This window comes from Paenibacillus periandrae, assembly GCF_022458865.1.
GTDB lineage: Bacteria > Bacillota > Bacilli > Paenibacillales > NBRC-103111 > Paenibacillus_S > Paenibacillus_S periandrae.
Genome location: NZ_JAJNMU010000081.1, coordinates 1 through 1,631, shown reverse-complemented (window position 1 = coordinate 1,631; position 1,631 = coordinate 1). Strand labels below are relative to the sequence as shown.

The window sequence follows — 1,631 nt, the reverse complement described above, 5'->3', positions numbered from 1 at the left end:
GCCTCCTCTTGGTCATGCGTTACGAATACCATAGTAAGACCCGTACTTGCTTGAATGTCGCGCAATTCTTCGCGCATTTCGAGCCGCAACTTCGCATCGAGCGCCGAGAACGGCTCGTCCAGCAGCAGCACGGCAGGCTCAAGAAGCAGGGCGCGTGCTACAGCAACGCGCTGCTGCTGTCCTCCGGACAGCTGGCCAGGCATTTTCTTCTCAGCTCCGGGGAGACGAACGAGCTGAAGCGCTTTATCGACGGCGCTGCGAATAAACTCCTTCTTGTGCCCCCGAATCTTGAGCCCGAACGCGAGGTTATCGTATACCGTCATATGAGGCCACAGGTTATAGCTTTGAAATACCATCGCCGTGGGCCTTTTTTCCGGTGGAACACCAAGGACACTTTGGCCTTCAATCAGGATGTCGCCGCTGTCGGGATCAAGGAAACCGCCGACGGCGCGGAGCACGGTCGTTTTGCCGCATCCAGAGGGTCCTAGCAGGGTAACCAGCTCGCCCTTCATAACATCCAGGCTTACTCCCTTTACCCCGTCGCCCGTTTTAAACACCTTTTGAAAATTATTAATGGACAGCTGCGGTTGGAGATTCATTGTACGGGGCCTCCTATTTCATTTGGAACCCGCTGGATAGTACGTCCGCATTGATGAAACGGCGGGCGGCCAGCAGGAGCAGTATCGTCGGCAGCGTTAAAATGATTGAGAAAACGCCGCCCGCGGTCGTCGGGTAGTTCTGAACAATCGTATACATGATTAGCGGCATGGTTCGGAAATCCGGGATGCCGACCATGAATGTGCCTTGCGCCTCATCCAGCGAGGAGAGGAACGTGAAGATTGATGCGACGACAATGCCGGGCAGCGCCATGGGTAGCGTAATATACCAAAATACGCGAAACGGTCCGGCACCCGCGTCCCTCGCCGACTCCTCCTGCGATTGATGCACGCTCTTGAAGGCAGCCGCGGGAATCCAAGTCATAAACATCAGGGTACTGACCATGTGGATAAGCACGATACCAAGGAATGTGTTCATCAGGTGAAGCTTAAAAAATAAAACGGCGATCGAGACGTACAGCCCCATTTTCGGAAAAGCATGCGTCAACAGGAACGAGAATAGAAACAGCTTGCTGAACCGAAACCGGATGCGCGCAAACGCATAAGCAGCCGGCAAACAAATAACGATGGATAAGAGCGTCACGACTGCGGCGATACCGAAGGAAAGCGAGATGGATTCGATCACCTCGTTCTGCGTCATCACATACTTCCACCAGGAGAACGACCACTCCTGAGGCAGCACCGCAGGAAACTGCCACTTCCCAGAAAAGGCGAGAATCACTAAATTAATCAGCGGCCCCAGAAAGAAAAAGGCAAAGACGATGAGGATCATCCATTCGAGCCATGCTTTTTGCGAGAAAAGCTTTAGCTTCCAATTCATAAAAACTCCCTTCATGAACTTGTGTTGTGTTTGGTTATTTTGGTAAGAGGTATAGACATCTTCCAAGTAATCGTAACTTATGATTGTTAACTCTCCATAAAACGGATGTATAGATTTTGTAAAAGAAACAAGGTTGTGAAGTCACGAAGAACAACCCCGATCTGAAAAGCAGACCGGGGTTGTGGGGAGGCAAG

2 protein-coding genes are annotated in these 1,631 nt (G+C 51.7%); both read right to left on the bottom strand.

Annotation, left to right across the window (positions count from 1 at the left end):
• Nucleotides 1-599 (bottom strand): ABC transporter ATP-binding protein (locus LRL21_RS44580; RefSeq protein ID WP_240422182.1); only part of this gene is annotated, 599 nt, incomplete at its 3' end.
• A gap of 13 nt (nucleotides 600-612) precedes the next feature.
• A complete protein-coding gene (locus tag LRL21_RS44575) occupies nucleotides 613-1,437 on the bottom strand; it encodes an ABC transporter permease (protein WP_240422181.1) in 825 nt (274 codons plus the stop codon).
• Between the last annotated feature and the right edge of the window lie 194 nt (nucleotides 1,438-1,631).